22 protein-coding genes are annotated in these 25359 nt (G+C 62.8%); 10 read left to right on the forward strand and 12 right to left on the reverse strand.

What is annotated here, in order from left to right; translation table 11 throughout:
* Nucleotides 1-242: 242 nt before the first annotated feature.
* From KO516_RS17610 to KO516_RS17620, 3 genes are all read right to left on the reverse strand, one after another.
* On the reverse strand, nucleotides 243-1262 hold the full coding sequence (locus KO516_RS17610) for an IS110 family transposase (protein WP_216005105.1): 1020 nt from the start codon (nucleotides 1260-1262) through the stop codon (nucleotides 243-245).
* Between the two features lie 170 nt (nucleotides 1263-1432).
* On the reverse strand, nucleotides 1433-2818 hold the full coding sequence (locus KO516_RS17615) for an IS1182 family transposase (RefSeq protein WP_216005106.1): 1386 nt from the start codon (nucleotides 2816-2818) through the stop codon (nucleotides 1433-1435).
* Between the two features lie 128 nt (nucleotides 2819-2946).
* Complete coding sequence (locus KO516_RS17620) at nucleotides 2947-3444, reverse strand: MarR family winged helix-turn-helix transcriptional regulator (RefSeq protein WP_256444188.1); 498 nt, start codon at nucleotides 3442-3444, stop codon at nucleotides 2947-2949.
* A gap of 143 nt (nucleotides 3445-3587) precedes the next feature.
* Here KO516_RS17620 and KO516_RS17625 point away from each other — a divergent pair, with 143 nt between their 5' ends.
* Nucleotides 3588-4130 (forward strand): hypothetical protein, encoded by a 543-nt coding sequence (locus KO516_RS17625; protein ID WP_216005108.1) that lies wholly within the window; start codon nucleotides 3588-3590, stop codon nucleotides 4128-4130.
* A gap of 152 nt (nucleotides 4131-4282) precedes the next feature.
* Here KO516_RS17625 and KO516_RS17630 read toward each other — a convergent pair whose 3' ends face one another.
* Nucleotides 4283-5539: an MFS transporter gene (locus KO516_RS17630; RefSeq protein ID WP_216005109.1), complete on the reverse strand. Its 1257-nt coding sequence runs from the start codon at nucleotides 5537-5539 to the stop codon at nucleotides 4283-4285.
* Nucleotides 5540-5741: 202 nt separating this feature from the next.
* On the opposite strand from KO516_RS17630, the gene KO516_RS17635 reads away from it, so the two are divergent.
* Both KO516_RS17635 and KO516_RS17640 read left to right on the forward strand, forming a co-directional pair.
* Nucleotides 5742-6800, forward strand: coding sequence for a GSCFA domain-containing protein (locus KO516_RS17635; protein WP_216005110.1), 1059 nt, complete (start codon nucleotides 5742-5744; stop codon nucleotides 6798-6800).
* On the forward strand, nucleotides 6797-7507 hold the full coding sequence (locus KO516_RS17640; RefSeq protein ID WP_216005111.1) for a hypothetical protein: 711 nt from the start codon (nucleotides 6797-6799) through the stop codon (nucleotides 7505-7507). Before KO516_RS17635 ends, KO516_RS17640 begins: the two co-directional genes overlap by 4 nt.
* 58 nt (nucleotides 7508-7565) lie before the next feature.
* Here KO516_RS17640 and acnA read toward each other — a convergent pair whose 3' ends face one another.
* A complete protein-coding gene (gene acnA, locus KO516_RS17645; RefSeq protein WP_216005112.1) occupies nucleotides 7566-10337 on the reverse strand; it encodes an aconitate hydratase AcnA in 2772 nt (923 codons plus the stop codon).
* A 238-nt stretch (nucleotides 10338-10575) separates the two neighbouring features.
* Between acnA and KO516_RS17650 the strand changes: the two genes are divergently transcribed.
* Nucleotides 10576-11439, forward strand: coding sequence for a thioredoxin family protein (locus KO516_RS17650; protein ID WP_252737687.1), 864 nt, complete (start codon nucleotides 10576-10578; stop codon nucleotides 11437-11439).
* On the opposite strand, the gene KO516_RS17655 is transcribed toward KO516_RS17650, so the two are convergent.
* Nucleotides 11403-12329 carry a lysophospholipid acyltransferase family protein gene (locus tag KO516_RS17655; protein WP_371742100.1) on the reverse strand — a complete coding sequence of 309 codons (927 nt, stop codon included), beginning with the start codon at nucleotides 12327-12329 and terminating at the stop codon, nucleotides 11403-11405. The two genes, KO516_RS17650 and KO516_RS17655, sit on opposite strands and share 37 nt — an antisense overlap.
* 325 nt (nucleotides 12330-12654) lie before the next feature.
* Here KO516_RS17655 and KO516_RS17660 point away from each other — a divergent pair, with 325 nt between their 5' ends.
* On the forward strand, nucleotides 12655-13449 hold the full coding sequence (locus tag KO516_RS17660; RefSeq protein WP_216005113.1) for a DUF2189 domain-containing protein: 795 nt from the start codon (nucleotides 12655-12657) through the stop codon (nucleotides 13447-13449).
* Between the two features lie 15 nt (nucleotides 13450-13464).
* On the opposite strand, the gene KO516_RS17665 is transcribed toward KO516_RS17660, so the two are convergent.
* Nucleotides 13465-14283 (reverse strand): helix-turn-helix domain-containing protein, encoded by an 819-nt coding sequence (locus KO516_RS17665; protein WP_216005114.1) that lies wholly within the window; start codon nucleotides 14281-14283, stop codon nucleotides 13465-13467.
* Nucleotides 14284-14499: 216 nt separating this feature from the next.
* On the opposite strand from KO516_RS17665, the gene KO516_RS17670 reads away from it, so the two are divergent.
* The gene (locus KO516_RS17670) at nucleotides 14500-14880 is read left to right on the forward strand and encodes a hypothetical protein (RefSeq protein WP_252737688.1); all 381 of its coding nucleotides are present in this window, start codon (nucleotides 14500-14502) and stop codon (nucleotides 14878-14880) included.
* Nucleotides 14881-14890: 10 nt separating this feature from the next.
* Here the strand turns inward: KO516_RS17670 and ilvN are convergent, their stop codons facing one another.
* Nucleotides 14891-15460 carry an acetolactate synthase small subunit gene (gene ilvN / locus KO516_RS17675; RefSeq protein WP_216005115.1) on the reverse strand — a complete coding sequence of 190 codons (570 nt, stop codon included), beginning with the start codon at nucleotides 15458-15460 and terminating at the stop codon, nucleotides 14891-14893.
* A gap of 106 nt (nucleotides 15461-15566) precedes the next feature.
* Nucleotides 15567-17321: an acetolactate synthase 3 large subunit gene (locus KO516_RS17680; RefSeq protein WP_216005116.1), complete on the reverse strand. Its 1755-nt coding sequence runs from the start codon at nucleotides 17319-17321 to the stop codon at nucleotides 15567-15569.
* A 447-nt stretch (nucleotides 17322-17768) separates the two neighbouring features.
* On the opposite strand from KO516_RS17680, the gene KO516_RS17685 reads away from it, so the two are divergent.
* Entirely contained in the window at nucleotides 17769-17981 is a 213-nt protein-coding gene (locus tag KO516_RS17685; protein WP_216005117.1) for a hypothetical protein, read from the forward strand.
* Nucleotides 17982-17994: 13 nt separating this feature from the next.
* Here KO516_RS17685 and KO516_RS17690 read toward each other — a convergent pair whose 3' ends face one another.
* Nucleotides 17995-18636, reverse strand: a complete 642-nt coding sequence (locus KO516_RS17690) for a response regulator transcription factor (RefSeq protein WP_216005118.1) — start codon at nucleotides 18634-18636, stop codon at nucleotides 17995-17997.
* 10 nt (nucleotides 18637-18646) lie between these two features.
* A complete protein-coding gene (locus tag KO516_RS17695; RefSeq protein WP_216005119.1) occupies nucleotides 18647-20062 on the reverse strand; it encodes a cache domain-containing protein in 1416 nt (471 codons plus the stop codon).
* Between the two features lie 236 nt (nucleotides 20063-20298).
* Between KO516_RS17695 and KO516_RS17700 the strand changes: the two genes are divergently transcribed.
* The 3 genes from KO516_RS17700 (at nucleotide 20299) to KO516_RS17710 (ending at nucleotide 24802) form a co-directional block, all read left to right on the forward strand.
* Nucleotides 20299-21387, forward strand: a complete 1089-nt coding sequence (locus KO516_RS17700) for a TRAP transporter substrate-binding protein (RefSeq protein ID WP_216005120.1) — start codon at nucleotides 20299-20301, stop codon at nucleotides 21385-21387.
* 116 nt (nucleotides 21388-21503) lie between these two features.
* Nucleotides 21504-22433 carry a TRAP transporter small permease subunit gene (locus tag KO516_RS17705; protein WP_216005121.1) on the forward strand — a complete coding sequence of 310 codons (930 nt, stop codon included), beginning with the start codon at nucleotides 21504-21506 and terminating at the stop codon, nucleotides 22431-22433.
* 14 nt (nucleotides 22434-22447) lie between these two features.
* A complete protein-coding gene (locus KO516_RS17710) occupies nucleotides 22448-24802 on the forward strand; it encodes a TRAP transporter large permease subunit (protein ID WP_216005122.1) in 2355 nt (784 codons plus the stop codon).
* Nucleotides 24803-24867: 65 nt separating this feature from the next.
* On the opposite strand, the gene KO516_RS17715 is transcribed toward KO516_RS17710, so the two are convergent.
* Complete coding sequence (locus KO516_RS17715) at nucleotides 24868-25344, reverse strand: hypothetical protein (protein ID WP_216005123.1); 477 nt, start codon at nucleotides 25342-25344, stop codon at nucleotides 24868-24870.
* Nucleotides 25345-25359 lie beyond the last annotated feature (15 nt).

Below are 25359 nucleotides of genomic sequence, written 5' to 3' on the forward strand. Positions count from 1 at the left end.
TGTGTGGATGGCTCCCGCATAGCAAGGCTTAAATGAGACTGCGTGTACCTTTTCAGAAGCGGTCTTGTGTCCGGCCTGTTTGCGCGGTCATCACCGCTGGCCTTGATGGGATCCGCAGATCAGGTTCCTATCTGCTTCGCGGGCAATTGCGCCCGGGACTTTCGGCGGAGCGTCCTGATCATTGCGGCTGAATGGTACACCATCACATCGTCGGTCTTGCTATCTCGTGGGCGCGCGCCGAGCTACGCCGCGTGCGGTTTGTAGGGCTCATCTCTGGTCAGCACGGCCCATATGATCCGCGCAGTCTTGTTTGCCATGGCGACGGTCGCAAGCCGGGCTGGCTTTCTTTGCAACAACTTCGTCAGCCATGGATCGGCGCGGTCTGGATGATCGGCGACCTGCCGCACTCGCGATGTCATTCCGACCACGATGAGCTGGCGCAGGTATCGGTCACCCATCTTGGTGATCTTGCCCAATCGTTCCTTGCCGCCGCTGGAGTGGTTGCGAGGGGTCAGCCCTAACCACGCCGCGAACTCCCGCCCGCTTTTGAACTGGTGACCCGACCCGATCGTAGCGGCTACGGCAGAGGCGGTCACCGGGCCGACACCTGGAATGGTCTGCAGGAGTTGCGCCTGGCGGCTGAGGCGCGCCTGGATGCGCAACATGGTCTCAAACCAGCCGAGGCGATTGTGAAGGTCGACCAGCTGGCGGCTGAGAACGCGCAGAACGTCTTGTGCAAGTTCGGGAAATTCGGGCTGCTTGCCGTCGATGACCGTCGTTGCGAACGCGATAGCCCGCGCGACGCCCCGGGCGAAGGTGATCCCGAACTCCGCAGCAAGGCTCCGAACCATGTTGATCAACTGAGTCCTCTGGCGCACGATGAAGTCCCGCGCACGATGCAGGGACAGAAGCGCCTGCTGTTCCTCGGACTTGATCTCGACGAAGCGCATCGTGGGCCGTGTCACCGCTTCGCAGATCGCTTCTGCATCGACGGCGTCGGACTTGCCGCGCTTCACGTAGGGTTTGACGTACATCGGTGGCATCAGCCGGACGGTATGCCCGAGATTCGAGAGCTCCCGCGCCCAATGGTGGCTCGATGCGCAGGCTTCGATGCCGACAAGGCAAGGTGGCAGGCGTTGGAAGAACGCCAGAACCTGCGCCCGCCTCAGGGGACGGTTGAATGCCACGTCTCCGGTCCTGGTTACTCCATGGACTTGAAAGATGTTCTTGGCCAGGTCGAGGCCGACGGTGGTAACTTGCATGGGATGGCTCCTCTCTATCGCAGATTCTGACACCTGCAGTATGGCGCATTTCAACGCCGGGAGCGGGAGCCATCCACCCCATCTGCTTCGGGCTTATTCCGTTGAAAAACTCGGCTTGATGATCGCGTTGACCCTCACTCAGGATTTGCGGCTCCTGTGCCTATCTTTCCTCAACAGGCGACCTGTGTGATCGGAAGGAGCTTTGCGAGCTTCCGTAGGTTCTGTGCGGTGGCTGCGAGGTGGAATTCATCTCGTGCGCCGCTCGGTCCTCGCAATCGGAGACGGTTGAGGCCCAGAATGCGCTTCAAATGCGCGAAGAGCATCTCCACCTTCTTCCGGAGCTTGCAGGAGATCGCGTAGTCGGGCGTCTGAGCAATCGCACGCGCCCGATCCCGGGAGGGCTCGAAGATCGAGCAGAGGATTTTCCGCGAGGGCGCCCTGGGGCAGCAACGCGCTTTCAGCCCGCAGGCATCGCAATCGGTCTTGCTTGCCCGATAGCGAAGCATGCCATGCTCATCCGGCGTCTTCTGCCGGGGTTTCGCGAAGGTCCGGCGGCTTTGCTTCAATTCCTTGTCGCCCGGGCAGGTGTAGACATCGCTCTCGACATCATAGTTGAAGTCGGCGCGTTCAAATGTTCCGTCCCGGCGAGCTGACTTGTCGAACACCGGGATATGGGGTGCGATGCCGCGCTGCTGATCGAGCCAGTCCAGCATGACGCCGGTGCCGTAGGCGGTGTCGGCGATCAGCCGTTCCGGCGCGATGCAGAATGTATCGTTAACCCGATCGATCATGGTCTGCACTGATCCGACCTCGGCCTGACGGATCGACCGAGTGGCTTGCACATCGAGGATCACGCCGTTGTCGGTGTCGATCAGGTAGTTGGTGGAATAGGCAAAGTAGGCCGGACCTCCCCGAGCCCCGGTCCATTGCGAGGCCGGATCGGAATGCGAGGTGAACTTCGGCTCGACCGGGCTCGCCGCGCCGAATGCGGCATCGTCGAGCGTTTCCAGGTATTCCATGACGGCCCGAGGCGCGTCTCCGGGATCGATGCTGGCGGGGTGCCAGTCCGACTTCGGCGTGGAGTTCTGCCTGTTCGCGTCAGCCTGGATGATACTGGCATCCGCGGCGAGGCGCTGGCCGCTGGCCAGGCCCTCCGCGATGCACCGGGCCACCACGGTCTCGAAGAGATGGCGCAACAGGTCGCTGTCGCGGAAGCGGCCGTGACGGTTCTTGGAGAACGTCGAATGATCCGGCACCGGCACGGTCAGATCAAGGCGGCAGAACCAGCGGTAGGCGAGGTTGAGATGGACCTCCTCGCAGAGCCGGCGCTCGGACCGGATGCCCATGATGTAACCGACCAGAAGCATGCGGATTATCAGGTCCGGCTCGACCGACGGCCGTCCGGTAGAGCTATAGAATGGCGCCAGATGCTGACGGATGCTGGCCAGGTCGACGAACTGGTCAACCGATCGGAGCATGTGGTCGGGCGGAACGTGCGCTTCAATCGAGAACTCGTAGAACAGAGCGCCTTGCGCTTCCTGCCGGGACCCCATCATCGCCGTTCACCTCAAGCTGCCGCAGCCAAATTGAATCAGCGGCCAGCCCTTCAGGCAAGCCGAGTTTTTCAACGGAATAGGCCCAAATGTAACCGATGCTGCGCAAAGCATGAATGTCCGCTCGGCAATCAACAATCAAACTTGCACTCACTCGCGACCGTTCTGGTTCTATTTTTTTTGTCGGATGTTTCCGACTTCAGCGAGCCGCCGCCAAGCGCGCGGCTGAGCGTGTTTGCCAGTGCAATGAACCGTTTGCTTTCTTCTGTGCCAAGGATGCTTTCGATCGTCTTGTCGCCTTTTTGCCAGATGTCATCGACCCCCGCCAAGATCTTCTGCCCTTTATCTGTGATGCTAACCACATCGGCGCGGCGATCTGTCGGGTTGGTCGCGCGTTGGACGAAACCAAGTGCTTCAAGTCTGTAAGTCATCGAGCTCATGATGCCGGGTGAGACGCTGAAATGCGTTGCGAGGTGCTGCTGAGAGGACGGACCGATTTGCAGTAACGCCTCCAACACAAGCGCCTGACGATGCCGTATCTTGGACGTCCCTAGCAGGTTCTCCAGTTGCTTCTCTAAGATTGTAGCCGAGTGTAGGAAGGTGTGTATCTGTGCGCGCTGACGGTTCATGCGCGCAGTTTAAGAGAAGTTTTGCGCCTCTTGAAGAGCCGCAGTGGTCCAAGCGGAATAGTTCTGATCAGGACAGTTTAATTGATAATAATTCGCGAAATCACTATTCAGACGTGATGTCATCAGCTTTAAAAGGAAACACGATGCGACTTTTGATCATTTCGACCGCGTTGCTTGGAGCGGCTGGCATTGCCTACGCCGACGCGCCACAGGTTCCATCGGAAGCGCCCTATATCGTCTTAAGCGACAACCACGACGAACCAAACGGATTTGGGTTCTGCATCGACACATACGGGGCAGGGCAGTCCGATCTGTTACAGACGCATACATGCAAGCCGCCCAGCGACGGCGAGCCGCGCAACTATGAAGGGCATGACACCCGGTTTGAGTACAATCCAGACACTATGCAAGTCGAATCCTACCCGTTTGAAGGCTTCTGCATGCAGGCCTTGATCGCGACTGGAAAGTCAGAGTTCGCGTTGCTGGAGTGCAGCGACCATCCGCGCCAAAAGTTCGTTTACAACGACGCGGATCAGACTCTGCGACTGAATGAGGACCAAGCCAGTTGTGTGACGGTCGCAGCGGAAACTGTTCCAGCGGGCCCATGGGTAAAGCGGCCTCTTGCATTGGTAACGTGCGACGAGGCCGACGCCTCGCTGAAGCAGTGGAGCGTTGTCGCCGAATGATTTTCGGTTGGTCGGGCGAGACTTCAACTTCTTGATACAAGAAGGTTTTAACCGTCTGACCCCAATCTCTATTCTGGTCATTGCAAGCATCTTTCGAATGACCGCTCTTCCGCTCTTCCGCTCTTCCGCTCTTCCGCTCAGGCGACGAAATTTCACCCCCGCTCCTCTCCCCCCTCAGCCTGTTCTGCCGACCACTCGCCAGCTGCCACCGCCGCGACCGGGGAGGCGGAGGGAAGCACGCCGAGGTAGCTCTCGGTGTCGGCGACGGCCACGGCCTCGCGGCGAGTCATGCGCCAGAGCGCGTAAAGCGCGATCAGCACATAGGTCGGTCCGAGCGACAGCCAGAAGGCATAGGGCCCCAGAATCTGCATCGTCCAGCCGGTGAGGAACGGGCCTCCGATGGCGCCGACGCCGAACGTGAAGATAAGGCCACCGGATGCTGCCGGCATCTCCTCGACCGAGAGGTGATCGTTGGTGTATGCGAGGAACAGCGCGTATAGCGGCGTTGTCACTCCGCCTGACACGAAGGCGGCGGCGTAAAGCAGGACAGTGTTTCCGGCCCCGATCCAGCCGATGGCGCAAGCCGCCGCGCCGATCAGCGAACAGCCGGTGATCAGAAGCCGCCGGTCCATGCGGTCGGACAGCCAGCCGATGGGGTATTGCAGCACCAGCGCGCCGGCGAACATCAGTGCGACGAACAGCGCCACCGCATTGGCATCAAGCCCTGCCTGCGTGCCAAAGACCGCCCCCATGCCAAGCAGCGTCGAATAGCTCGCGCCCAGAATGAAGATGCCGACCGTGCTCAGCGGCGCCAGCGAGAACAGCCGGGGCAGGGACATCGGCCGGGTCAGCGCGGCGGCGGGCGCCGGACTGACCGACAACAGGATCGGTGCGAAGCTGACCGAGACCAGGATCGATGCGCCGATGAACAGCACCGAGGTCGCCGCGTCCCCGAGCGTCATAAGCCCCTGCGCGCCGATCAGCCCCAGCGTCTGCGCGATCATGTAGGCCGACAGCACCTTGCCCCGGGTCTCGTTGGTCGAGGAATCGTTGAGCCAGCTTTCCGCCGTCACGTAGATGCCGGACATCGAGAAGCCGACGAGCAGGCGCAGCAGCGTCCAGGCCCAGGGTTCGGTGATGAGCGGGAAGGCGATGACCGCCGCCGACAGGAAGCTTCCAAGGGCGGCGAAGACGCGCACATGCCCGACCCGGCGGATCATGCGAGGCGTCAGCTGTGCCGCCGCCAGGAAGCCGACGAAATAGCCCGAGGTAATGAAGGCAAGGCTCGAGGCGCTGAAGCCCTCGATATCGCCGCGCAGGCCGATCAGGGTGAACTGCATGCCGTTGCCCAGCATAATGAAGACAATGCCGATGAGCAGCGCCCAGACGGAAGACAGAACCTGAATCATGACGCGCGTCCTTGTGCTGGCGGGCTTTGCAGGCCGTCGCATGTCAGGCGCGCGCTGTCCTCTCTGAAGCGACGTGATCCCATGCATTTGCGACATGGCGAAAAGAATTGCCCGCGAGGGTGGCAGGGGCGCTTGGGCCTTGGGCAGAGCTTGAGTTGACCGCACCCGCCCGCCCGCTAAGATCGCGCCAAGGAGCCATGCCATGTCCCATCCCTACCGCAGCCAGCCGCCGCGCGCGTTCTGGAAAAAGACCGTGCCGGGCCGCCACCCGATGGATGTCGGTGACTGGTACCAGCCGCGCATCACCTTCGAGGGGCGCGCCATCGCCACCGCCGGAAGCTGTTTCGCGCAGCATATCGGGCGGGCGCTGCGCGGCGCGGGTTTTGACTATATCGATGCCGAACCGGCGCCGCAGGGTCTGCCGCCCGAGGCGCATGTGGATTTCGGCTACGGCATGTATTCGGCGCGCTATGGCAACGTTTATACCTCGCGCCAGCTGTTGCAGCTTTTGCGCCGGGCGCAGGGGCGCTTTGCCCCGCGCGAGGCGGCGTGGGAGCACAAGGGCGGCGTCGTCGATCCGCTGCGCCCAACCATCGAGCCTGAACCCTTCGGTTCGGTTGGCGAGCTGGAGATGCTGCGGCGCGACCACCTTGCGCGCGTGCTCGACATGTTCACCCGCGCCGAGGTGTTTGTCTTTACGCTTGGCCTGACCGAGGCGTGGCTGAGCGCCGAAGATGGCACCGCCTTTCCGCTGTGTCCGGGCACGGCGGGCGGTCGCTTTGATCCGGCGCGGCACCAGTTTCGCAACCTCTCCGCCGCCGAGGTGCGCGCCGATATGGAAAGCTTTGTGGCCGAGCTGCGCGCGCTGAACCCCAAGGTCGAGATTTTCCTGACCGTCAGCCCGGTGCCGTTGATGGCCACGGCAACGCAGGCGCAGGTCGCCGTGGCGTCGAGCTATTCGAAATCGGTGCTGCGCGCCGTCGCCGGAGAGCTTTGCGATGCCCATGCGTTCATCGACTATTTCCCGTCATACGAGATCATCACCCAGCCCTTCATGCAGGGCTTTTTCTACGAGGCTGACAAGCGCGAGGTTTCGCCCCATGGCGTGGCGCATGTGATGAAGACCTTCTTTGCCGCGCAGGGCGGGCAGGGGCGCGAGCTGCCTCAGCAGCCCGTCCCCGAGCTGTCCGAGGCCGAGCGCGCCGAGCGGGTGAAATGCGACGAGGAATTGCTCGCCGTCTTTGGTGAGGCCGCACCATGAAGATCCTCGTGACCGGAGACAGCCACACCGGCGCCTTGGCGCAGGGGCTTGCGCTGCTGCGCCCGAACTTGCCGACGGGCATCGACATTCTGGTCAAGCCGCTTGGCGGCGGACACATCCTGCCAACGCCGTTCTTTCGCGATGCGGGCAGCCATGCCGTGATCACCGACCCCGATTACCGGCGCAATTTCCACCGCTTGCCGCCGCAAGCCTTTCAGGCGGATGTGATCGCGCTGTCGGCGCCGCTCTGGCCGATGCGGGTGATGCACAAGATGGTCTGGTCGCGCCAGTCCATCGACATGGCGGTTCCCGGCGGGCAGCCGGTGTCGCGTGCGTTGTTCCGGCGTGTGGTGCTGGAAGATCAGCGGTATGTACTGGCGCTGTGCGAATTGCTGAAGCGGATCGGCATGCCGGTTGTGGCGCTTTCGCCGCCGGTGATGTTTCGCGATCATGCCACGCTGCGCCACGTGGACCCGGTGTTGGTGCGGCGGATGTTTGACCTCTATCGCCAGATCATGCTGGCGGAACTGGTAGAGAGGGGCGTTGCGGTGGTGGATGTGCCGCCGCATTGCCTCGACAGCGAAGGCTACATGCGCCCCGAATTCCGCCACGAGACCCCCGAAGACGAACACCACGCCAACGCCGCCTTTGGCGCGCTGATGATCGAGGCGCTGGCGCAATCACTGCAAGCGCCCGCCAACGCCTGACAGCAAACGGCCCGCCGAATTCCCGGCGGGCCGCTGCGTATTTCAGAACTGGGCCAGCTTACGACTTGGCCAGCGCGCGCAGCACGTAATGCAGCACGCCGCCATGTTCGACGTATTCGCGCTCGATCGCAGTGTCGATGCGGCACTTGAGGGTGATGTCCTTGCTGGTGCCATCCTCGTAGGTGATGCTGCACGGGGTCATCTGCCCCGGTTTCACATCATCCAGCCCGGTGATCGACACGGTTTCCTTGCCGGTCAGCTTCAGCGTCTCGCGATCATCGCCACCGGTGAATTCGAACGGGATGACCCCCATGCCGACAAGGTTGCTGCGGTGGATGCGCTCGAAGCTCTCCGCGATCACCGCCTTGACGCCGAGCAGCGCCGTGCCCTTGGCCGCCCAGTCGCGCGACGAGCCCGCGCCGTAAAGCTCGCCGCCAAAGATCACCAGCGGCGTGCCCTGTTCCTGATACGCCATCGCAGCATCGTAGATCGACGTCTGCTTGCCATTCGGGTCCAGCGTGTAACCGCCCTCGACCCCGTCCAGCATCTCGTTTTTGATGCGGATGTTGGCGAAGGTGCCGCGCATCATCACCTCGTGGTTGCCGCGCCGCGAGCCGTACGAGTTGAATTCGCGCACCGGCACCTGATGGCTGGTCAGGTATTGCCCGGCGGGGGTGCTTTCCTTGAACGAGCCGGCGGGCGAGATGTGGTCGGTGGTGATCATGTCGCCCAGAACCGCAAGGATCTTGGCGCCTTCGATGTTGCTGATCACCCCCGGCTCGGCTCCCATGCCCTGAAAATAGGGCGGGTTCTGCACATAGGTCGAGGCCGGCGGCCAGTCATATGTCTCGCCGCCGTTGACCTCGACGCCCTGCCATTTCTCATCGCCCTTGAAGACGTCGGCATATTTGCTCTGAAAGCTCTCACGGGTGACGGTCTTTTCCACCAGCTCGGCGATTTCCGCGTTCGACGGCCAGATGTCCTTGAGATAGACGTCGTTGCCGTCCTTGTCCTTGCCCAGCGGATCGGTGGCGATGTTAACATTCATGTCGCCGACCAGCGCATAGGCCACCACCAGCGGCGGCGAGGCAAGGTAGTTGGCGCGCACATCCGGGCTGATGCGCCCCTCGAAGTTGCGGTTGCCCGACAGCACAGAGGTGGCAATCAGATCGTAATCGTTGATCGCCTTGCTGATCGGGGCCTCCAGCGGGCCGGAGTTGCCGATGCAGGTGGTGCAGCCATAGCCCACGAGGTTGAAGCCGATGGCATCCAGATCCTCTTGCAGATTCGCCGCCTGCAGATAGTCGGAGACCACCTGCGAGCCGGGCGCCAGCGACGTCTTGACCCACGGCTTGCGCGTCAGGCCACGCTCGCGCGCCTTGCGGGCGACGAGCCCCGCGCCGATCATCACATAGGGGTTCGACGTGTTGGTGCAGGACGTGATCGAGGCGATGACGATAGAGCCATCGTGGAGCTGATAGGCGCCGTCATCGGTCTGGTACCAGCCCTTGTTGTGGTGGCCTTGGTCGCCGGGAATGTCCGCGGGTTCGGGCGCGCCGCCTTCGCCTTCCCAGCGCACTTCGGAATTGGCGCTGGCGTCCTTGCCGGAGCGCTGATCTGCGACGAACTTGCCAAAGGCCGGGGCGGCGGCGTCCAGCGCGATGTAATCCTGCGGGCGCTTGGGGCCGGAAATCGCGGGAACGATGGTGGTCATGTCCAGCGACAGGGTGTCGGTATAGATCGGCTCGTAATCGGGGGTGCGCCACATGCCGTTGGCCTTGGCATAGGCTTCGACCAGCGCGATGCGGTCCTTGTCACGGCCGGTCTGTTCCAGATAGCGGATGGTTTCCGCGTCGATCGGGAAGAAACCGCAGGTCGCGCCGTATTCGGGGGCCATGTTGGCAATGGTGGCGCGCTGCGCCAGCGGCAGATTGTCGAGGCCCGGCCCGTAGAATTCCACGAATTTGCCGACCACGCCCTTTTCGCGCAGCATTTCGACAACCTTGAGCACGAGGTCGGTGCCGGTGGTGCCCTCGAGCATCTCGCCGGTCAGCTTGAAGCCGACGACCTCTGGGATCAGCATGGAAATCGGCTGGCCCAGCATCGCGGCCTCGGCTTCGATGCCGCCAACGCCCCAGCCCAGCACCGCCGCGCCGTTGACCATGGTGGTATGCGAATCGGTGCCGACCAGCGTGTCGGGATAGGCGACCTCTGCGCCATCCTGATCGGTGTCGCTCCACACGGTCTGCGACAGGTATTCAAGGTTGACCTGATGGCAGATGCCGGTGCCCGGCGGCACCACCCGGAAGTTGTTGAACGCGGTCTGGCCCCATTTCAGGAACTCGTAGCGTTCCATGTTGCGTTCATATTCGCGATCGACGTTCATCTGGAAGGCGCGCGGGTTGCCGAATTCGTCGATCATCACCGAGTGGTCGATCACCAGATCGACCGGGTTGAGCGGGTTGATCTTTTGCGCATCGCCCCCCAGCGCCTTGATGCCGTCGCGCATCGCCGCAAGGTCGACCACCGCCGGAACGCCGGTGAAATCCTGCATCAGCACCCGGGCCGGTCGATAGGCTAGTTCGCGGTCGCCCTTGCCGCCATTGGCGCCCCAGTCGGAAAACGCCTTGATGTCGTCCACCGAGACGGTCTTGCCATCCTCGAAGCGCAGCATGTTCTCCAGCACCACCTTCAGCGCGGCGGGCAGGTTGGAGAAGCTGCCCAATCCCGCAGCCTCGGCGGCGGGAATCGAATAATAGGCATAGGTCTTGCCGCCGACATCCAGCGTCTTGCGGGTTTTGGACAGGTCCTGGCCGACTTGAATGGGCATGATGTGCTCCCTTGCGTATGGCTGGAGAAGAAATGTCTTTCACAGGTAGTATCTGTTGCGGTGCGCCGCGCTTTCAAGGGCCTTGGCCCAGCTTTGTGTACCATAGTATGCCGGATGTCGGCGCGACCTGCGTGCAACGATACGATACTCCTGTAGGATCTCTCGCAAAACCTTGATTGGTTTTTCAACGCCCTGTTCGGTAGGTCGGAACAGGGACGACAAGGACATCTTGCGGGACATGTATCGATTTACCTTAGCTTCTGCGCTGCTGATGCTGATGGCGACCTCTGGGGCCATGGCGCAGGCAGCGGGGCCGGACGGCGGAGCGCTTGGCGCTTCTGGCGCAGAGGCCGCGCGCGCGCCCGCCACTGCGGTCAACTCTGTCACGCAGGGCGCTCAGGTGCCAGAGGCATCCGCGCGCAGCGGCCTTGTGCAGGACGGGACGGATGTTCAGGTTTCGAGCCAAGGCACCGACATGCCGGTCGTGGTCGAGCTTTTCACCTCGCAGGGATGTATCTCGTGCCCCGCCGCCGATGCGGTGCTCTCCGAGCTTGGGCAGCGCGACGATGTCATCGCGCTGGCGCTGCATGTGGATTACTGGGATTACATCGGCTGGCGTGACAGCTTTGGCGATCCCGCCTTTACCGCCCGCCAGAAAGGCTATGCCCGCAGCGCCGGGCGGCGGTCGATCTACACGCCGCAGATGATCGTCGGGGGCAGTTTCGACGTGGTTGGCTCGCGCCCGATGAAGGTGATGGAGGCGGTGCAGAAGGCATCGACCATCGCACCACGGGCCAAGCTGACCGTCACCCGCGACGGTGACGTGCTGAAGATCCACGCCAGCCCGCTTGGTCCGATGCCCGATACGCTGGTGCATCTCGTGCGCTATACGCCGAAGGTGACGGTCGACATCACCGCAGGCGAAAACGAGGGCCGGACGGTCACCTATACCCACATTGCCCATGGCTGGCAGGTGCTGGGGATGTGGAACGGCGATGCGCCGCTGGAGCTTCAGACCGAAGTGACGGGCGACGATCCGATCGTGGTGATGCTTCAGGAAAACGCTTACGGCCCGATATTGGCGGCGTCGCGCCTGCGCTGATGCTTTTCCTGCCGCCGCGGTTTCCAGCGGCGATGGATCCAGAACCATTGGCCGGGGTCGGCCTGGATGCGCGCCTCAAGCCGCCGTGTCGCCTCGCGCATCATCTCGGCGGGGTCGCCGTGAGGAATGGGGGCTTCGAATACCGCGTCAAAGCCGATGCCATCGGGCTTACGGATACCGAAGAACGGCACGAACAGCGCCCCGGTGCGCAGCGCGATATCCGCCGCAGAGGTCAGCGTAGGGGCAGGCTGACCGAGAAAGTCGATCGCAACGCCGTCGCTGGAAAAGACATCGAACAGCAGCACGCCCATGCCGCCGCTCTTGATGTGCCGCAGCAGGCCCATGGTGCCGCGTCGACCCTGTTCAAACACCGGATCGCCAAGCGCGTGCATGTTGGCGGCGTAATGGGCGTTGAAGAACGGGTTGGCCATCGGGCGATACAGCCCGCCGATCTTCCAGCCCCGCGCCACCAGCGCCGCGCGCGGCGCTTCGAAATTGCCGTAATGGCCGGTGACGAACAGGATAGGGCGGCCCTCGGCTCTGGCGGCTTCGATCTCGGGCAGCCCGTCGCCCGAGATTTCGGCGCCTGACATGCGGGCAAGCAGGCCCGCCACGTCGTAATTCTCGATCATCGTGCGGCCCGCGTTGTCGAGAACGGCGTCCGCGGTGCGGCGCCGCTTTTTCTCCGACCATTCGGGGTGCACATAGGCGAGGTTGTCCATAGCGCGGCGCCTGTAGCCCGCCAGCGGCCCGATCACCCGGCGCACCACCGCCCCCATGAGCCGCAGCCGCGCCCGGTGGGGCAGGGCCAGCGCCAGCGCGATCAGCGCGCGCAGGGTCCGGTCTGCCAGCCAGTCGGCGGCGCCGCCTCTTGTCTTGTTCTTGGCCACGGCTATCCCTTTCCTCGCGAGCTCAGAAATAGGCCCGTGCGGCCCGGCCCGCAAGTCGGGCGAGGGTCTTGTGTGCTCTGCAAGGCACCACCGGATGCGGCCCGGCCCCATTGCATGCCCAGCAGACGGCTCTGGGCACGGGGGCTGGCAAGCGGGTTCTCTGCCGCGATGGCAACTTCGCGGGGCGTGCGCCGCGATGGGCGAGGCGATGATGCCACCCGGCACGGCGGTACAGTTCAGCCGCCGTGCAGGTTTTGCTTGCGTCATCTCGAATGTGTCATGCAAGCTTGTTCACAACAACACGGGTCACACCAAGGAGGATGGGATGGCCGTTGAGGCAAAGCCGGGGGTGCCCCCGCTTGCGCCGGTGGCTTTTTCCACCCTGATCGAAGCGCTGCGTCGCGGCGTGGCGGACTGGACGCGCGCGCCCGGCTTCGCGCTGGTCTTTGCCGGTTTCTACGTGGTGGCGGGGCTGTTCATGAGCTGGATCACGTGGATCACCGGACAGACCTACTGGCTGGTGCTGGCGGCCATCGGCTTCCCGCTGCTGGGGCCGTTCGCGGCGGTCGGTTTTTACGATATCAGCCGTAGGCTCGGGCAGGGGCGGCCGCTTGACTGGATGAGGATCGTCAGCGTGATCCTGACCCAGTCGAAACGGCAGCTGCCGTCGATCTGCGCGGTGATCGTGATCGTGTTCCTGTTCTGGTTCTTTCTGGGTCACATGATCTTTGCCCTGTTCATGGGGCTGTCGGTGATGACCAATGTCTCGTCCAGCCTTGCGGTCTTTCTGACGCCAAACGGCATCACGATGCTGGCCATGGGAACGGCGGTCGGGGCGGCGTTCTCGGCCTTGCTTTACATGATCACGGTGCTGGCGCTGCCGATGCTGCTGGACCGCGAGATCGATTTCGTCACGGCGATGATCACGTCGTTCCAATATGTCGCGGCGCACCCGGTGGTGATGTTCAGCTGGGCTGCGTTCATCGCGGCGGCAACGTTTCTGGCGATGCTGCCGGGATTTCTCGGGCTTTTCGTGGTGCTGCCGGTGCTGGGCCACGCGACATGGCACCTTTATGCGCTGCTGAGCGGCACGGATCGCCTGTCACGGCTGGGAACCTGACCGGAAGGCGCGCCGTCAATAAAACGGCAGGCCGATGCGCAGCTGCTTGCGATGGAACGGTTCAAGATCGGCTTCGCTCGCGTAGCCAGCGCTGCGGGCGGCCTTGAGAATTTGCGAGGTATTGGTGCCGAGATGTTCGTAGACCAGCCGGGCCGCGCGACGCCCGACAGGGTCTTCGGGCATGGTGCGCACGGTATAGCCAAGCCAGAAGATCTTGGCGAGCGCCGAGGTGCGCGCGAGGTAATTGAACGTGCTTGTCACGGCATCGCGGCGGCTGACCATGACCGCGACGCCTTCGGCCTGTGGCATCACGAGGCCGCGAAATTCCCGGGTGCGCGGGTCGGTCGGCATATTGTGCATGCTCATCGCCTCTTTCGGCTCGAAGCCGCGCAGGAACGTGTAGCCCTGATTTCTGGAAACATGCACAAGCCCGACGACGAACCGATCGGTGTCGCTGAAGGCTGCCCGGCTGAACCGGTAGAAACCCGAGGGGAAATGCTCTTCGGTCAGCCCGGTCATCTGCGCGCCGACAAATTCCGAAATGAACGGGTGGTTGAACATGCCGGTTTGAGTCGCCGCGATGTCATCGACGGGCTCAAGCAGGACGCGGGCATCGACGCCGAAAAACTCACAGATCCGGTGCAGCACGTCAGGGCGCGGAAAGCTTTCCCCGGCAAGATAGCGGTTGAATTGTGTCCGGTTGATTCCAAGATCGCGGCAGAGCGCCGAAATAGAGGGCGCGTTTTCCCCGAGTTGACGCAGATTGGCACCAAAAACGCCGCGCAATTCCGCCGGACTGGGCTGAGTTTGATAAATGCGCGATGATATGCCCATGCGTTTCCCTCTTTTTTGCAGGCCCAATTTCAGGCCTGACGGCATCTGGCGCAAGGCCGTTCGTGGTTGGGTTGCAGCGTGACGCTACCTAGCGTCATCTCTGACGCGAATTAGAGCCAATTGATACGTGCTCGGACACAAAAAGCAAGTCTGAGACACGTTTCTTCCGCTGCGTCTGTGTCCGGAATTGCGCATTCTGTAAGGCAGGGGAGCGACATGGGGATCGATATGACGCAGACGATGTACGGGGTGGTGCTCTGGGCCGATCATCAAGACCAGAAGGCGGTCATCTGGTGTGAAGATCAAGGTGATCTTGCGCTTTATCCCGACACCGAGGCAAGCCTGCATGGCGGCGTGTCTCTGGATGCAGGTGACCTGATACAATTCGATCTGAGACAGGATCGCAACTTGCGATTTGCGTGCAATCCGCGGCTGCTGGAACAGCAGCACTGTCCGGAGATCGCGGAGAAGCTGCGGCAGGTGACGCCGCAGCGCCCGGCGCCGCGGCGCGCGCCGGGCCTGACGGATGGCAACATCGTTGCCTTTCCGTCGCAGAAGGTGCTGCCCGGGACGCTGAGAGCCTCCCAGGCGGGCTGAGCCAGAAGGCTCAGCTGCCAGCGTGACCCCGGGCCAAGGCGGCGACGCCGGTCCGGGCGACCTGCACCAGACCGAGCGGGCGCATCAGGTCGGCAAAGGCGTCGATCTTGTCAGGCGCGCCGGTGAGCTGGAAGATGAAGCTTTCCAGCGTCGAATCCACCACGTTGGCGCGGAAGATATCCGCAAGGCGCAGCGCCTCGACGCGCTTTTCGCCGCTGCCGGTCACCTTCATCAGCGCCAGTTCCCGCTCGACCGAGCTGCCCTCGGCGGTCAGGTCGTGCACTTCGCGCACCGACACGATGCGGCCAAGCTGCGCCTTGATCTGCTCGATCACCTGCGGCGTGCCGGTGGTGACGATGGTGATGCGCGACAGGTGGCCTTCGTGATCGACCTCGGCGACGGTGAGGCTGTCGATATTATAGCCGCGACCGGAGAACAGGCCGATGACGCGGGCCAGAACGCCGGGCTCGTTCTCGACAAGCACGGTGATGGTATGCGCCTCCTGCAGGTCCGAGAAGGTCGGGCGCAGGTTATAGGCAGAGTGCTTGTTGGAGCCCTTCTTGATGTGTAGCGGGGGCATCTGGAAATCCTTTTCGATCGGGAAGTCGAAGAGTGTTCGATCACTCTTCTGTTGGGGGAGGGCGGCCAGAGGGCTTCGTTGGAAACCCCCTGGCCCTAGTGCGGGATCAGACCAGCACCGCCCCCTTGCCCGCGATGGCATTGGTGGCTTTGGCGTCGCCGAGCAGCATCTTGTTGTGTGGCTCTCCCGACGGGATCATCGGGAAGCAGTTTTCGTGCTTCTCGACAAGGCAGTCAAAGATCACCGGGCCCTCATGGTTCAGCATCTCCATGATCGCATCGTCCAGATCGGCAGGGTCCTTGCAGATGATGCCCTTGGCACCGAACGCCTCGGCGAGCTTGACGAAATCGGGCAGCGCTTCGGACCAGCTCGAGCTGTAGCGCTCGCCGTGCAGAAGCTGCTGCCACTGGCGCACCATACCGAGGCGTTCGTTGTTCAGGATGAACTGCTTGACCGGCAGGCGGTACTGCACCGCCGTGCCCATTTCCTGCATGTTCATCAGCCATGACGCCTCGCCCGCGACGTTGATCACAAGGCTTTCGGGATGCGCCATCTGCACGCCGATCGACGAGGGGAAGCCGTAGCCCATGGTGCCCAGCCCGCCCGAGGTCATCCAGCGGTGCGGGTCTTCGAAGCCAAGGAACTGCGCCGCCCACATCTGGTGCTGGCCGACCTCGGTGGTGATGTAGCGATCCATGCCCTTGGTCAGCGCCTCGAGCCGCTGCAGCGCGTATTGCGGCTTGATGACCGTTTCCGAGGTCTTGTAGGTCAGGCATTTCACCGCCTGCCATTCCTCGATCCGGCGCCACCATTTTGCAAGGCCTTCGCGGTTGACCTTGCGCCCGCGCGCCTTCCAGACCTTGAGAAGATCCTCGAGCACATGGCCGACATCGCCGACGATCGGCAGGTCGGTCTTGATGACCTTGTTGATCGAGCTGGGGTCGATGTCGATATGCGCCTTCTTTGAGTTCGGCGAGAACGCATCCAGCCGCCCGGTGATCCGGTCATCGAAGCGCGCGCCGATGTTGATCAGCAGATCGCAGCCATGCATCGCCATGTTGGCCTCGTACAGGCCGTGCATCCCCAGCATCCCCAGCCAGTTTTTGCCGGATGCCGGGTAGGCGCCAAGGCCCATCAGCGTCGAGGTGATGGGAATGCCCGTTGCCTCGACCAACTCGCGCAGCAACTGGCTGGCGGCGGGGCCAGAGTTGATGACGCCGCCGCCGGTGTAGAAGACCGGCTTTTCGGCGGTCTCGATGGCCTCGACCAGCGCGGTGATCGTCTCCATGTCGCCCTTGACCTGCGGCTGGTAGTGACCAACCGGCGCTTTGGGCTTGGGAGTGTATTCCGCCGATGCGAATTGCACGTCCTTGGGGATGTCGACCAGCACCGGACCGGGACGCCCCGACGAGGCGACATGGAACGCCTGATGGATCACCGAGGACAGCTTCGCCGTGTCCTTGACCAGCCAGTTGTGCTTGGTGCAGGGGCGGGTGATGCCGACAGTATCCGCCTCCTGAAAGGCATCCGAGCCGATCATGAAGGTCGGCACCTGACCGGACAGCACGATGATCGGGATCGAATCCATCAGCGCATCGGTCAGCCCGGTGACGGCATTGGTCGCGCCCGGCCCCGAGGTCACCAGCGCAACGCCGACCTTGCCGGTCGAGCGCGCGTAGCCTTCGGCAGCATGCACCGCGGCCTGCTCGTGACGCACCAGCACATGCTGGATGTCATTTTGCTGAAAGATCTCGTCGTAAATCGGTAGTACCGCGCCGCCGGGATAGCCGAATACGGTGTCCACACCCTGATCCTTCAGGGCTTGAACCAACATTTTCGCTCCGGTCATCTGACGTGTCATCGCGTGTCTCCGTTTACGACGTCGTTGCATATGGTCTTGCGCAATAAAAAAGCCCCCGAGGATTTTCGGGGGCGCATGGGAAACCATTATGGTTCCGAGTTACCGGCCCATGCGCCTTGTTCCTACGATCAGTACCAGACGTGCCACCTTGATGGACTCCTTGCGGGGTTGCGCGGGGCGGACCTTAGGCGGGGCACGGGCGGGCGTCAACCATCGAATCCATCACCTTGGGGAATTTTGTTTTCGAAAGTTTCAAGATGATCCCGTGATAGCGTAATATTTGCAAAGAAATTTGCCAGATCCTGAAATGGTCAGCAGTGTTACCCTAAGTCGGGCGCAGGCCAACCGCCGCCGCGCGCAGACGTGAATTGCCTGAAACACGGCTTTGAGGCAGGATTGAACCAAGCGGTTCATTCGACCGATCGCAGCATGACGAGGATCTAGACCATGGCTTTCCAGACCGCCCATTCGCACAGGCTTGGGGATTTCAACATGCTCAAGGCCGGGCTTTTGGTCGCGTTCATGGCGCTGGGGCTGTGCATCAGCGCCGGGCAGCACGCCAATGAGATTGCCGCCGATGACGACGATGTGCATTCGATGGTGATCCCGGCCAGCAACATCGGCCTTGGCTTTGCGCTACCTGCCGATCCGGTGATCTGACCGGGCAGGGGTGTCAGCCGTTGACGCCGGTGCCCTGCAACACGCCATGTTCGAGCGCGTAGCGGGTCAGCCCCGCGGTCGAACTGATGCCGAGCTTGCGCTTGATGTTCTTGCGGTGGGTTTCGACCGTGCGCACCGATATATCCAGCTCGGCCGCCACATCCTTGTTGGATTTTCCCTGCGCCAGTTGCAGCAGAACCATCTGTTCGCGGTTGGTCAGCTGTTCGCGCCCGCCCGACATCACCGGGCGCAGCGCCCCCTCTGCGCCGGTACACAGGTAGCGCTCGCCCCGCATCACCGCGTCGATGGCCTGCTTGACCTCGTCCGACGGCACATCCTTGAGCACGTAGCCCACCGCGCCATGACCGAGCGCGGTCGTGATGTATTCCGGCGTGTCATGCATCGACAGCACAAGGATGCGCGTCTCGGGGCGGCGTTCGAGGATCATCTCGGTCGCCGACAGCCCGCTCAGCCCCGGCATGTTGAGATCCATCAGGATCACGTCGGGCGACAGCGCGTCGAGCTGGTCGATCATCTCTTGCCCGTTCGACAGGGTCGCGGCGACGGTGACGTCGTCATAGCTTTCAAGGATCGCCTCGATGCCCTCGGCGACAAGCGGGTGATCGTCGACGATGACGACGCGGGTTGTGGTCATTTCGAACGCCTCATGCGCTGGCCCTTGCCGAAGGCGGGGCGTTTTCGGGTGGCAACAGATGCGACAGCGGGATTTCTGCTTCGATCGCCGTGCCCGACTTCGAGGACAGCACCCGCAGCACCCCGCCCAGCTGGTCCATGCGTTCTTGCATGTTCCGCAGGCCGATGCCACGGCGATCCTGACTGTCGCGCTCTATGCCGCAGCCGTTGTCGGCGATCCGCAGGGTGCAGCCGCGGCGATGGCCGCGCAGATCGATGTCGACCTTGGTGGCGCCGGAATGGCGCTCGACGTTGGTCAGCGCCTCTTGCGCGATGCGGTACAGCGCAATGCGCCCCTCCTGATCGATGCGGTTGCGGAACACCACGGTTTCGAAACAGGTGTCGATGCCGGTGCGGGCGTGGAAATCTTCGGTCAGCGCCTTGATCGCCGGGCCAAGCCCCAGATCATCAAGCATTCCCGGCCGCAAATCGCGGCTGATGCGGCGCACCTCCTGAATGGCCCCCGACAGGTTCTCCTGCCCGCGCGCCAGCGCCTCACCGGCGCGCGCATCGCCGGTGGCGACGCGGCGGCGCGCGATGTCCAGCGCATATTTCACCCCGACGAGGATCTGGCTGATGCCGTCGTGCAATTCGCGCGCCACCCGCCCGCGCTCTTCTTCCTGCGCGTCGAACACCCGCTGCGTCAGTTCCTTGAGCTTGGCATCCGCCAGCCGCCGTTCGCGCAGGTTCATCACCAGACCGGACGCGAACACCATCAGCAGCGCCGTCAGCGTGATGCCTCCGATATACAGGAAGGTGCGGCGTACCCGCGCCTCGACCCCGGCGCGCGCTGCCGCCACCTCATGGGTGATGTCGTCGATCCAGACTCCGGTGCCGACCGCCCATTGCCAGTCCTGAAAGCCAAGGACAAAGGTGATCATCCGCGCCTCTTCGCCGGTTGAAGGCTTGGGCCAGAGATATTCGTGATAACCCGAGCCCTCGCGGGCGATCTCGATCAGCCGGTCGGTGATCGGCGTGCCTTCGGGGTCGGTCAGGCCCGACCAGTTGCGGCCGATCATCCCGGTGCGGCGCGGCGAGACAAGGTTGGTTCCGTCGTAATCGTAGACAAAGAACGAGCCGTCCTCGCCATAGATCATCGCCGCAAGGATCTGCGCGACCTTGGCCTTGGCCTCGGCATCGTCGGGCGCGGCGCCGCCGTAGATGAAATAGAACCCGTTGCGCGCTTGGGTGACGTAATTGCGCAGCTCTTGCTTCTTGGCCTCGATCAGCTGGATTTCCAGCGCCCGGATCTCGCGGTCGGCGGTGGCGCTCGATTGCCACGAAACGATCGCCGCGATGGCGGCCGCCGACAGAATCAGCGGCACCGTGGCAAGCAGGAACAATTTCTGGCCGTAGCTAGGCCGCAGCCGGTCGAGAATCGCGATCATTCGGCCCCATCGATGTATGGTGTGCGGGGAAAGCAAATCACGTTTGCGCGCAAAGCCCTAGCCTCGCCGGGTTCTGAAACTGCGGAAAACACCGGCTTTCGTGCAGTTTTTCTGCGCAACTCCGTAGCAGTGGGTATTTTCTAGCGGGCCGGGCCTTCGTAATGTGGCCGGCACGACAACGATCCGCGCGGGCCTCGGGAGGAGCCGGACCCGCACGTCAATTCGGGAGGACATACATGGATCGCCGTTCATTTCTGAGGGCCACCACTGCTGGTGGCGCTGCTGCTGCTGCTGCGTCTACGCTTGCGGCCCCGGCCTATGCGCAGGGCAAGCGGACCTTGACCCTTGTGACCACATGGGGTCGTGGCCTCGCCGGGGTTCACGACAGCGCGCAATATTGCGCTGACCAGATCACCGCCGCCACCGATGGCCAGCTGACCGTCGATCTCAAGGCCGCCGGTGAGCTTGTCGGCGCGTTCGAGGTGTTCGACGCGGTGTCTGCCGGTCAGGCCGACATGTACCACGGCGTGGATTACTATTTCCTTGGCCAGCACCCGGCGATCAGCTTCTTCAGCCAGATCCCCTTCGGCATGACCTTCATGGAATATGCCAACTGGATCTATCACGAGGGCGGCGCAGAGCTGTCCGAAGAGCTTTACAGCATCTTCGGCCTCAAGGCGTTCCCGGCGGGCAACACCGGCCCGCAGTCGGGCGGTTGGTTCTCCAAAGAGATCAACAGCCCCGAGGATTTTCAGGGCCTCAAGTTCCGGATGCCGGGGCAGGGTGGTCAGGTGCTCGGCAAGCTCGGCGCATCGGTGCAGAACCTGCCGGGCGCAGAAGTCTATCAGGCGCTGTCGTCGGGCGCGATCGACGGCACCGAGTGGATCGGCCCGTGGGCCGATGAAAAGGCCGGTTTCCAAGAGATCACCAAGATCTACTACACCGGCGGTTTCCACGAGCCGGGGCCGAACCTGAACCTGACGATGAACCTTGATACCTACGAGAGCCTGACCTCGGGCCAGCAGGAAATCATCAATCAGGTGACCCGCGCGGCGAATATCTGGTCGATGTCGCTGTTCATGGCCAACAACTCGGCAGCGCTGCAGCGGCTTCAGGCTGGCGGCGTCAAGCTGATGGAGTTCCCCGACAGCGTCTGGGATGCCTTTGGCGCGGCGGCGACAGAAGTGGCCGAAGAGCCGATGGGCGACGAGCTTTATGCCCGCTGTCACGCCAGCTACATGGACTCGCTGAAATCGTCGGCGCAGTGGATCGCACGGTCCGAAGGCACCTTCACCACGCAGCGTAACCGCGTGATGGGTATCTGATCGGGGCAAGGCCCGGATCAGCGCCCCCGCCCTGCGCGGGGGCGCAACGCTTTTGAACGATGGCCGCGCGCCGCGAACGCCGGCCGGGGAACACCACAGCATACGGGGGTAGGGTCATGGAAGAGGCTGCCTCGGGCGGGGCGCTCAGTGCGATACTGGATGGCCTGGCCTGGTTCTTTGGCAATATTGCCATGTCATTCTGGAATCTCGGCTATGCGCTGACCCATCCCGCCAGCTGGCTGGACTGGTCGGACAAGCAGGCCATCATGCGCTTTGTCTATTACGGCGCGTCTACCGAACTGTTCTTCATCGTCTTCACGACCTTTCTTGTGCTCACCGCCATCGGGCTGTGGCGCGGAAGTGTCATGTGGGGGATGGTGCGCGGCCTCGAGGCGCTTCACAACTCCGTCGGGCGCATCGCCGCGTGGGCGGGCCTGCTGATGGTGCTGCAACAGGTGGTCATCATCTTTGTGCAGCGCATCTTTGCCCGGCCTGACCTGTCGTTCGGTTTTGGCCTGCCGATCACTTTCGATGTCAGCTGGTGGTCCGAAGAGTTGAAACTGTACAACGCCATCGTCGTGGCGCTGTGCCTTGCCTATACGTTTGTGCAGGGCGGGCATGTGCGCGTCGATCTGCTGTATTCGCCGGTCAGCTACCGCACCAAAAAGATCATCGACATGGTCGGTAGCCTGATCTTCATGGTGCCGATGGCGGTGCTGATGTGGCTGTATTCGTGGTTCTTCCTGTGGCGCCACCTGATCGTGCCGAACCCGTCGGCGTCGGAAAGCCTCGAGCGGTTGCTCAACAAATCCCGGGCGCTGCGCTGGAACGTCGAGACCATCGCCTTCAGCCCCAACGGCTTTTCCGCCTACTTCCTGTTCAAGATCCTGATCGTGCTGATGTGCGCCTTCATTTTCCTGCAAGGCATCACCTTCTTCTGGCGCTCGCTGATGGAGCTGCGCGAAGGGCCTGAATCCGAAGGCCGCTATCACGACCACGACCAGATCGAAACGGGCGAAGAAGCCTACGATCACGCGGAATTCTGAGAGGGACCACGCATATGCTTTTCGGACTCGATGGCGTCGAGATTGGCCTGATCATCGTCTTTCTCACGCTTTTTGCCGCCATTCTCTCGGGGTTTCCGGTGGCGTTCGCCATCGGCGGCGCCGGGGTGATTTCCTTTGCCATCATCGCCGCGCTCGATAGCGCGGGGCTGCTGGTGCATCAGGCCATCGACAGCGGCTCGCAAGCGTATCGCGATCTGGTGGCCAGCGGGGTCAAGGAAGACACGATTTCCACGTTCCGCTACCCGGATCTGCCACGCTTTGCCGAACATCTGTTCCCGCAGGGCTGGGAAACGGCAATGGACCGCAACCTTGCCTTCATCGTCAACCGGGTGAACGAACGGGTCATCGCCGGGGCCAGCATCGAAACGCTGCTGGCCGTGCTGATGTTCGTGATGATGGGCATCGTGCTTGAACGCTCGAAGATCGCCGATGACCTGCTCAAGACCATGGCGCGGGTGTTTGGCCCGCTGCCGGGTGGTCTGGCCGTGTCGATCGTGGTGGTGGGTGCGTTCCTCGCCGCCTCGACCGGGATCGTCGGGGCGACCGTGGTCACCATGGGGCTGCTCGCCCTGCCGACCATGTTGCGCAACAATTATTCGCCGGAACTGGCGACCGGGGTCATCGCGGCTTCGGGGACGCTTGGGCAGATCATCCCGCCGTCGATCGTCATCGTTCTGCTGGGCACGCTGGCGGGGGATCTGTATTCCACCGCGCAAGAGGCCCGCGCGCAGTCGCTGGGCTGCACCGACGCGCTGACCTACCTTGGCAAGCCTGCCGTGGTGTCGGTCGGCACGCTGTTTCAGGCGGCGCTGCTGCCGGGGATCCTACTGGCGGTGCTGTATGCGGCCTATGCCTTTGGCTACGCCATGCTCAACCCGCACAAGGCGCCGCCGGTGATGTCCGAAGGCGCGGTCGGCGAGCCTGTCACCCGCGGCGAGGCCTTTACCTGGTATCTTGGTGTGCCGCTGCTGCTGATCGTCGCGATGATCGGTTTTGGGCAGGTCAACATGGTCGGCAGCCAGTCGACCGTGGTGTCGAGCTTTTCGGACAGCGGCCAGAACGCATCGCTGCGCACCAACGTTGGCGAGCAGTGCAAGGCGGCGATGATCGACCTGCACGGCCAGTCGGCATGGGATGCCGCCGTGGCCCAGCAGGCCGAGATCGACGCCGCAGGCGGTGTCGATGCTGGGCACAAGCTGGACGCCGAAGAAATGGCCGTGGCGCTTCAGGCCAAGATCGACAATGCCGCGCCCATCGGCACCGGCATCGCGATCATCGCCGTGTTCTTCGGCATCGTGCTGGCATGGGGGCGGGCGACCTCTCCGATGTCGGACCCGGTGCCGTTGTATATCGGCGCGCTTGGCATCGTTCTGGGGCTGATCGTCGACATCCTGTTCATCGGGCCGACGACCTCGGCGGGGATGACGGTGGTACTGATGGCAGTGCCATGGGCGATCATGCTTTACGGCTGCGCCTTCGCAGCCAAGCGCATGGCGACCAACGATCTGATCCGCGTGGTGTTCCCGCCGCTGGTGCTGATCGTGGCGGTGCTGGGCTCGATCCTTGGCGGGATCACCAACCCGACGCCCGCCGCGGCGCTGGGCGCGGCCGGGGCCATCATGCTTGCCGCCTATCGCAAGCTGGGCGAGCAGGAACAATCGCCCAAGATCATCCTGTGGTCGACGCTGGCGGTGGTGGTGATGATCCTCGTCGGGGTCAACTTTGACCTGCGGGTGACCACCGAGGGCGCGGGATTCGAGAACTGGGCGGCCTTCGTGGTGGCGCAGATCGCCTATCTCTATGCGCTGTTCGGGCTGCTCTTTGCCTGCTGGGTGCTGTTCAAGGCCGGGGTGCTGACACCGGCGGTGCGCGAGACCGCCAAGGTGACATCGATGGTGTTCACCATCCTTGTGGCGTCGCAGCTGCTGAACCTCGTGGTGATCTCCTTCGGGGGGGAACACTATATCCAGCAGTTCCTGCAAAGCTTCGACAACGAGCACAAGGTTTTCCTCGTGGTGATGCTGGTGCTCTTCGTGCTGGGCTTTGTGCTGGATTTCCTCGAGATCATCTACATCGTGGTGCCAATCGTCGGCCCGGTGATCTATGGCGGCTCGTTTGATCCCAAATGGGTGACGATCATGATCGCGGTGAACCTGCAAACCTCGTTCCTGACCCCGCCCTTCGGCTTTGCGCTGTTCTACCTGCGCGGGGTGGCGCCAGCGGCGGTGACCACCGGGCATATCTATCGGGGCGTCATTCCGTTCGTGCTGATACAGGTGGCAGGGCTGGCGCTGCTGTGGTTCGCACCGGGGATCGTGACGATCATTCCAGACCTGATCCCGAACTGATCAGCCTGAACAAAGACGCCCCCGCAAGACAATGCGGGGGCGTTTTGCGTTCTGGCTACGTGCCGTCACTCCAGCACAGAGGCGCGATTGCCCACCAAGGGTTTCGCGGCGGTCAGCTTCAGCAGCACGAAACCGATCAGCATCGACATGCCGACATGTCCGATGAGCGAGGATTGCGTGTAGGGGCCGAACCCCATCATGAAGCTGCGCCCGACCACGGGTGCCAGAATGCCCTGCGCCACGAACCACAGTACAAAGCCCGCAATCGCGCCAGACAGCACCAGCCGGGTGCGGGTCACAAGATGCGTCAGCCAGACGAAGGCCGAGAATCCGAGCGCGCCGATGGTGAAATGTACCGCGAAGCCGGCGGCGTAGGGGATCTCAAGCCCGAAGCCCAGCTTGGTCAGCGCGACGATCAGGTTGGCGGGCGCAAGGGCCACGCCAAACAGCAGGGGCGAGATCAGCCATGCGTAGGCTTCAAAGGCGAGCTCACCGGCGAGCCCGGCGATGAGCAGGTTTCTCAGGGGCAGGTTGGGTATCATTGACGTCGAACTTTC

The sequence above is a fragment of the Citreicella sp. C3M06 genome, assembly GCF_018860705.1.
In the GTDB taxonomy this organism is placed as follows: Bacteria; Pseudomonadota; Alphaproteobacteria; order Rhodobacterales; family Rhodobacteraceae; genus Salipiger.